Source organism: Bacteroides sp. OF03-11BH (genome assembly GCF_003604005.1).
In the GTDB taxonomy this organism is placed as follows: domain Bacteria; phylum Bacteroidota; class Bacteroidia; order Bacteroidales; family Bacteroidaceae; genus Bacteroides; species Bacteroides ovatus.
Map to the genome: position 1 here is coordinate 1 of NZ_QTMW01000084.1, position 7,963 is coordinate 7,963.

Consider the following 7,963-nt stretch of genomic DNA (forward strand, 5'->3'; position numbering starts at 1 on the left):
TTCTTAGAGGGGAAAGCTCCCGTAAGGGGGCTGACCTACTCGACTCGTCCGGCGACCCCGACACGAGCAAGACAGCCGCCTCATGGTTCGGGGCTTGTATCTTCCTGATTGTCGCTGCGACTATCCTGCGCTCATTCTTCCTTTAATAAACAATGTATGGCTGAATACCCGATAAACAAGGGTATCGGCCGTCCGGTCGAGTTCAAGGGTTTGAAGGCTCAGTACCTCTTCATCTTCTGCGGAGGTCTGCTGGCTCTCTTCGTCCTGTTCGTCATCCTCTATATGGTCGGCATCGACCAGTGGATATGTATCGGCTTCGGCGCGGCATCGTCTTCCGTCCTCGTATGGCAGACCTTCGCGCTGAACGCCCGGTACGGCGAACACGGGCTGATGAAATTGGGAGCGGCAAGGAGCCATCCCCGATACCTTATCAACCGACGGCGGATCACCCGATTACTCAAACGGCAACGAAAGGAAGAAACGACATGAGAAATACATCCAAAATGACAACACTGGAAAACAAGTTCCCGCTGCTGTCGGTGGAGCATGGCTGCATCATTTCCAAAGACGCCGACATCACGGTGGCTTTCGAGGTGGAACTGCCGGAGCTTTATACCGTGACAGGCGCGGAGTACGAGGCAATACACGGCTGCTGGTGCAAGGCTATCAAGGTGCTGCCGGACTTCTGCGTCGTGCATAAGCAGGACTGGTTCATCAAGGAACGCTACAAGCCGGAACTGCAAAAGGATGACATGAGCTTTTTGAGCCGCTCCTTTGAACGACACTTCAACGAGCGTCCGTACCTGAAACACTCCTGCTATCTCTACCTGACCAAGACGACGAAGGAACGTAACCGGATGCAGAGCAACTTCAGTACGCTGTGCCGGGGACATATCATCCCGAAGGAGCTGGACAGGGAAACCGCCGGGAAGTTCATGGAAGCCGCCGAACAGTTCGAGCGCATCATGAACGACAGCGGCTTTGTCAGGCTGCGCCGCCTCTCCACCGACGAGCTTGTCGGGACGGAGAAGTCCGCTGGGCTGATAGAGCGTTACTTCTCGCTCATGCCCGAAGGCGACACGGCCTTGCAAGACATCGACCTCTCGGCAAGGGAAATGCGCATCGGTGACAACCGCCTGTGCCTGCACACCCTCTCCAACGCGGAGGATATGCCCGGAAAGGTGGCTACCGACATCCGCTACGAGAAACTCTCCACCGACCGTTCGGACTGCCGCCTCTCCTTCGCCTCCCCCGTGGGGCTGCTGCTTTCCTGTAACCACATCTACAACCAGTATGTGATTATCGACAACAGCGAGGAAAATTTGCAGAAATTCGAGAAGTCCGCGAGGAATATGCAGTCGCTCTCCCGATACAGCCGGAGCAACAGCATCAACCGCGAGTGGATAGACCAGTACCTGAACGAAGCCCATTCCTACGGGCTGACCTCGGTACGGGCTCACTTCAATGTCATGGCATGGAGCGATGACGCGGAGGAACTGAAGCATATCAAGAACGACGTAGGCAGCCAGCTTGCCAGCATGGAGTGCGTCCCCCGCCACAACACTATCGACTGCCCGACGCTCTACTGGGCGGCGATGCCCGGCAACGCGGCGGACTTCCCGGCGGAAGAGAGTTTCCACACCTTCATTGAGCAGGCGGTGTGTCTCTTCACGGAGGAAACCAACTACCGCAGCTCATTATCGCCCTTCGGCATCAAGATGGTGGACAGGCTTACGGGAAAACCGTTGCACCTCGACATCAGCGACCTGCCGATGAAGCGGGGCATCACGACCAACCGCAACAAGTTCGTGTTGGGTCCTTCGGGCAGTGGCAAGTCGTTTTTCATGAACCACCTCGTGAGGCAATACTACGAGCAAGGTACGCACGTGGTATTAGTGGACACGGGAAACTCCTATCAGGGCTTGTGCGAGATGATCCGGCGCAAGACAAACGGGGCGGATGGCGTGTATTTCACCTACACGGAGGAGAAACCGATTTCGTTCAACCCGTTCTACACCGATGATTACGTGTTCGACGTGGAGAAGAAGGACAGCATCAAGACATTGCTGCTGACGCTCTGGAAGTCGGAGGATGACAAAGTGACGAAGACGGAAAGCGGCGAACTGGGCAGTGCGGTGAACGCCTACATCGAGCGTATCAGGGCTGACCGGAGCATCGTTCCCTCGTTCAACACCTTCTACGAGTATATGCGCGACGACTACCGCCGCGAACTGGCGGAACGTGAGATAAAGGTGGAGAAGTCCGACTTCAACATCGACAATATGCTCACCACCATGCGGCAGTATTACCGGGACGGACGCTACGACTTCCTGCTCAACTCCACGGAGAACATCGACCTGCTCGGCAAGCGGTTCATCGTCTTCGAGATTGACAGTATTAAGGAGAATCGCGAGCTTTTCCCGGTCGTGACCATCATCATCATGGAAGCCTTCATCAACAAGATGCGCCGTCTGAAAGGCGTAAGGAAACAACTGATTGTGGAAGAGGCTTGGAAGGCGTTGTCTTCGGCGAACATGGCTGAATACCTGCGCTATATGTACAAGACCGTGCGCAAGTATTACGGGGAGGCAATCGTGGTGACGCAGGAGGTGGACGACATCATTTCCTCGCCCGTGGTCAAGGAAAGCATCATCAACAACTCCGATTGCAAAATCCTTCTCGACCAGCGGAAGTACATGAACAAGTTTGATGCCATACAGTCCCTGTTGGGTCTGACGGAGAAGGAGAAGTCGCAGATACTCTCCATCAACATGGCGAACAACCCGTCAAGGCTCTACAAGGAAGTGTGGATAGGACTGGGCGGCACGCAGTCGGCGGTCTATGCCACCGAAGTTAGTGCTGAAGAGTATCTGGCGTACACCACCGAAGAAACGGAAAAAGTAGAGGTGTACCGTCTGGCGGAGCAGCTGGGCGGCGACATTGAAGCCGCCATCCGGCAGCTTGCCGAAAGACGGAGAAACAAGGAATAGGCAATAAGTAAAAACAGATTCATCAACTAAAAAAGAAAATGCGTATGAGTATATCAAGAACGAAAATGCTGCAAGTCAGCAAGTGTTTAATCGGGCTGGCGGTCATGGTGTTGCAATCCTGCGATGTAGCGGACAACCGCCGTGACCTGCTTTGCGGAAACTGGGAAAGCGTAGAGGGCAAGCCCGACGTGCTTATCTACAAGGAGGGCGAAGCCTATAAGGTGACGGTGTTCAAGCGTAGCGGGCTGCGCCGCAAACTGAAGCCGGAAACCTATCTCTTGCAGGAAGAGAACGGCAACCTGTTCATGAACACCGGCTTCCGTATCGACGTGTCCTACAACGAAGCAACGGACATCCTGACCTTCTCGCCCAACGGGGACTATGTGCGCGTGAACCCGAAACCGGACCATCCGATAGGCAAGCAATAAATAATGAAATCCACTAAAATCCAAAGTAACATGAGAACAAGAATAACACTTATTATCTGCCTGTGCCTGTTTGCAGTCGGCAGGGCAAGCGCACAGTGGGCGGTGATAGACCCGTCCAACATCGCGCAGAGCATCGTGAACACCTCGAAGAACGTGGTACACACTTCCACGACCGCCCAGAATATGATAAAAAATTTTCAAGAGACCGTGAAGATTTACGAGCAGGGCAAGAAGTATTACGACGCACTCAAATCCGTGAACAATCTGGTAAAGGACGCCCGGAAGGTGCAGCAGACCATTCTGATGGTGGGTGACATCACCGACACCTATGTGACCAGTTTCCAGAAGATGATGCGTGACGACAACTTCACGGTGGAGGAACTGGGAGCCATCGCCTTTGGCTACACCAAGCTGTTGGAGGAATCCAACGACGTGCTGACGGAACTGAAGAACGTGGTGAACATCACCACGCTCTCCATGACGGACAAGGAGCGCATGGATGTGGTGGAACGCTGTTACTCCAAGATGAAGCGTTACCGCAACCTCGTGAGCTACTACACCAACAAGAACATCAGCGTGAGCTACCTGCGGGCAAAAAAGAAGAACGACCTCGACCGCATCATGGGGCTGTACGGGAACATGAACGAAAGATACTGGTAGCCTATGAATTTCGACAACCTTCACCAGATTCTGCGCTCGCTCTATGAGCAGATGATGCCGCTATGCGGGGACATGGCGGGTGTGGCGAAAGGCATTGCCGGGCTGGGCGCGCTGTTCTACGTCGCCTACCGGGTGTGGCAGTCGCTGGCGAGAGCCGAACCGATAGACGTGTTCCCTATGCTCCGCCCCTTTGCGATAGGCTTGTGCATCATGTTCTTTCCGACGGTGGTATTAGGTACGATAAACAGCATCATGTCGCCCGTCGTGCAGGGTACGGCAAAGATGCTGGAGGCGGAAACGCTGGACATGAACCGATACCGTGAGCAGAAGGATAAACTGGAATACGAGGCGATGATGCGTAATCCCGAAACCGCCTACCTCGTGTCGAACGAGGAGTTTGACAAACAGTTGGAGGAACTGGGCTGGTCGCCCGGCGACATGGTGACGATGGCGGGGATGTATATCGAGCGCGGGATGTACAACATGAAGAAGGGCATCCGCGACTTCTTCCGCGAGATATTGGAACTGATGTTCCAAGCCGCCGCACTCGTGATAGACACCATCCGCACGTTCTTCCTCGTGGTGCTGGCGATACTCGGTCCGATAGCCTTCGCCATATCGGTATGGGACGGCTTCCAAAGCACGCTCACGCAATGGATATGCCGCTACATACAGGTCTATCTGTGGCTGCCCGTGTCGGATATGTTCAGCACCATACTGGCGAAAATCCAAGTGCTGATGCTGCAAAGCGACATCGAACGGATGCAGGCTGACCCGAACTTTTCGCTGGATTCGAGCGACGGGGTGTATATCGTCTTCATGATAATCGGCATCATCGGTTACTTCACCATCCCGACGGTGGCAGGCTGGATTATCCAAGCCGGAGGCATGGGAAGCTACGGTCGCAACGTGAACCAGACGGCAGGACGAGCCGGAAGCATGGCGGGCAGCGTGGCGGGTGCAGCCGCAGGAAACGTGGTCGGACGTGCCGGGAAACTGCTGAAATAATCAACTGACAATTAAAAACGAATAAACAACAATGGAATTTAAGTCACTCAAAAACATCGAATCATCGTTCAGGCAGATACGCCTGTTCGGTATCGTCTTCCTCTCGCTGTGCGCCGTGATAACGGTATGGAGCGTGTGGAGTTCCTACCGCTTCGCTGAGCGACAACGGGAAAAGATTTACGTGCTGGACAACGGCAAGTCGCTGATGCTGGCTCTGTCGCAGGACTTGTCGCAGAACCGTCCGGCGGAGGCAAGGGAACACGTGCGCCGCTTCCACGAGCTGTTCTTCACGCTCTCGCCCGAAAAGAGCGCGATAGAGCATAATGTGAAACGCGCCCTGCTATTAGCGGACAAAAGCGTGTACAACTACTATTCGGACTTCGCCGAGAAGGGGTACTACAACCGTATCATCGCCGGGAATATCAACCAAGTGCTGAAGGTGGACAGCGTGGTATGCGATTTCAACGGCTATCCCTACCGTGCCGTGACCTACGCCACGCAGAAGATCATCAGACAAAGCAGCCTCACCGAGCGCAGCCTCGTGCCGACGTGCCGCCTCTTGAACTCGTCCCGTTCGGACGACAATCCCAACGGGTTCACCATCGAGGGATTCACCATCATCGAGAACAAGGATTTACAAACCATCAAAAGGTAACGGACATGAAGAAAATCAGGAAATCATTTTGGCGTGCGTACTGGAAACTCCACGACAAAAAGAAAATGCTGGTGGCAAGGCTCAAAGGCTATCTGGACGGTTTGCCTCCGAAGACACGCAAACGCATCGTGCTGACGATGCTCGCCGCCTTCACGGTGCTTGCCCTCTACACCTTCGGAAAAGCCGTCTATGACATCGGCAGGAATGACGGCAGCCGTATGGTGACAGACCATGCCGGACAAGTGGAACTGTCCGTAAAGCCGGACAACAATCATAATGTAATACCTTATTTATATGGAACAGACGAAGAATGAACCTAAAAACGAGAACAAGGCGGCTCCCGACAACGGGAAACCGAAGAACCAACGCCAAGCCGAGAGCCATCAAGCCTGCTTGAATGGCCAAGGCGCGAAGGAGGAAGGCAAAGCCAAGGAGCGCAAGCCGCTGACCGAAGCCCAAAGGCTGAAACGTCAGAAAATGATAGTGTTGCCCGCTATGGTGCTGGTATTCATCGGGGCGATGTGGCTGATATTCGCCCCGTCTTCCGACAAGGAGCAGCAACCGGGGACGGGAGGTTACAACATCGAAATGCCCGACGCGGACAAGACGAACCGCCAGATCATCGGCGACAAGGCGAAAGCCTACGAGCAGGGGGCGATGGAAGAACGGCAGGAGAACCGCAGCCGTGCCATGCAGGAACTGGGCGATATGTTCGACCGCGAGGTGGCGGAAACGGACGGCGGCAGGGACTTCGACCTTGCTAATCCCGGAAATGCGGAAGAAGCAACATCAACATCATCCGCTCCGAAAACCATCCAATCATCCGCAGCCGCCTACCGCGACCTCAATGCCACGCTCGGCAACTTCTACGAGCAGCCGAAGAACGACAACGCGGAAATGGATGAACTGTTGGAGCGCATCGCCTCGCTGGAATCGAAACTGGAGAGCGAGAAAGACAAGGCGTCCGCTATGGATGACCAAGTGGCACTCATGGAGAAGTCTTACGAGTTGGCGGCGAAGTACATGGGCGGACAGAACGGCACACAGCCACCTGTCGGACAGGCGGCTGAGCCTTACCCCGTGCAGAAAGCCGGAAAGAACACGGCTGCACCTGTCAGGCAGGTGACGCATCAGGTGGTATCCTCGCTCTCACAGCCGATGAGCAACGCCGAGTTTGTCGCCTCATTCTCGCAGGAGCGTAACCGCAGTTTCAATACGGCGGTGGGCGTCACGACCGTATCAGACAAGAACACCATATCGGCGTGTGTCTATGGGGCGCAGAGCGTGACCGACGGGCAAGCTGTCAAACTCCGGCTGCTGGAGCCGATGGAGGTAGCGGACAAAATCATCCCCCGCAATGCGGTGGTGGTAGGCACAGCAAAGATTCAGGGCGAACGGCTTGACATAGGAATCACGTCGTTGGAATATGACGGCACTATCATTCCGGTGGAGCTGGCGGTGTATGACACGGACGGGCAACCCGGTATCTTTATTCCCAACTCGATGGAAATGAATGCCGTCAGGGAGGTTGCCGCCAACATGGGCGGCTCGCTGGGCAGCAGCATCAATATCTCCACCAACGCAGGGGCGCAGCTTGCCTCCGATTTTGGCAAGGGGCTGATACAAGGCACAAGCCAGTATATCGCCAAGAAGATGCGTACCGTCAAGGTGCATCTGAAAGCCGGGTATAAGGTAATGCTCTATCAGGACAGGAATTGAAAACAGAAAAAGTAACAACAATCCAATTTTTATTTACCACTAAAATCCAAAGTAATGAGAAAAGTAATCATCATGTTTGCCCTCGCTATGGGCATCGTAACTGCCAACGCGCAGGAGAACGTAACCGTTGGAAAGGACAACGGAAGTGAACAACCGACCTTGACAAAGGAGGTCTATCCGCAGAAGGAGGCGGACGGCGACCTGTATCACGGGCTGACAAAGAAGCTGACCTTTGACCGCATGGTCCCTCCGCACGGCTTGGAAGTGACCTACGACAAGACCGTCCACGTCATTTTCCCCTCGGAGGTTCGTTACGTCGATTTAGGTTCGCCCGTCCTGATTGCGGGCAAAGCCGACGGAGCGGAGAACGTCATCCGCGTGAAGGCTACCGTGAGGAACTTCCCGAACGAAACCAATATGTCCGTGATAACAGAGGACGGGAGTTTCTATACCTTCAGTGCGCCCATAATAGGGGCTTGATAATAATCACTTTGGCAAGTGAT

At 54.5% G+C, this 7,963-nt stretch carries 9 protein-coding genes and 1 pseudogene; all 10 read left to right on the forward strand.

Annotated features, from left to right (window positions below; translation table 11 throughout):
• Positions 1 to 146: DUF4134 family protein (locus tag DXA54_RS27120; RefSeq protein ID WP_120080949.1), on the forward strand; the 146-nt coding region annotated here is incomplete at its 5' end.
• Positions 147 to 156: 10 nt separating this feature from the next.
• Entirely contained in the window at positions 157 to 489 is a 333-nt protein-coding gene (locus DXA54_RS27125) for a DUF4133 domain-containing protein (protein WP_004311206.1), read from the forward strand.
• The gene (locus tag DXA54_RS27130; RefSeq protein WP_120081143.1) at positions 486 to 2,990 is read left to right on the forward strand and encodes a TraG family conjugative transposon ATPase; all 2,505 of its coding nucleotides are present in this window, start codon (positions 486 to 488) and stop codon (positions 2,988 to 2,990) included. The genes DXA54_RS27125 and DXA54_RS27130 overlap by 4 nt, the downstream gene beginning before the upstream one ends.
• Positions 2,991 to 3,034: 44 nt before the next feature.
• Positions 3,035 to 3,418, forward strand: a complete 384-nt coding sequence (locus tag DXA54_RS27135) for a DUF3876 domain-containing protein (protein ID WP_008645944.1) — start codon at positions 3,035 to 3,037, stop codon at positions 3,416 to 3,418.
• A gap of 30 nt (positions 3,419 to 3,448) precedes the next feature.
• Positions 3,449 to 4,078, forward strand: a complete 630-nt coding sequence (locus DXA54_RS27140; RefSeq protein ID WP_004308927.1) for a DUF4141 domain-containing protein — start codon at positions 3,449 to 3,451, stop codon at positions 4,076 to 4,078.
• A gap of 3 nt (positions 4,079 to 4,081) precedes the next feature.
• Positions 4,082 to 5,086: a conjugative transposon protein TraJ gene (gene traJ, locus DXA54_RS27145; RefSeq protein ID WP_005643924.1), complete on the forward strand. Its 1,005-nt coding sequence runs from the start codon at positions 4,082 to 4,084 to the stop codon at positions 5,084 to 5,086.
• 31 nt (positions 5,087 to 5,117) lie between these two features.
• Entirely contained in the window at positions 5,118 to 5,741 is a 624-nt protein-coding gene (traK, locus tag DXA54_RS27150) for a conjugative transposon protein TraK (RefSeq protein WP_120081145.1), read from the forward strand.
• Positions 5,742 to 5,746: 5 nt separating this feature from the next.
• Positions 5,747 to 6,055 (forward strand): TraL conjugative transposon family protein, encoded by a 309-nt coding sequence (locus DXA54_RS27155; RefSeq protein ID WP_032567516.1) that lies wholly within the window; start codon positions 5,747 to 5,749, stop codon positions 6,053 to 6,055.
• Positions 6,036 to 7,460, forward strand: coding sequence for a conjugative transposon protein TraM (traM, locus tag DXA54_RS27160; protein WP_120081147.1), 1,425 nt, complete (start codon positions 6,036 to 6,038; stop codon positions 7,458 to 7,460). Before DXA54_RS27155 ends, traM begins: the two co-directional genes overlap by 20 nt.
• Positions 7,461 to 7,514: 54 nt before the next feature.
• A pseudogene (locus tag DXA54_RS27165) lies at positions 7,515 to 7,919 on the forward strand (DUF4138 domain-containing protein); the annotation flags it as partial.
• Between the last annotated feature and the right edge of the window lie 44 nt (positions 7,920 to 7,963).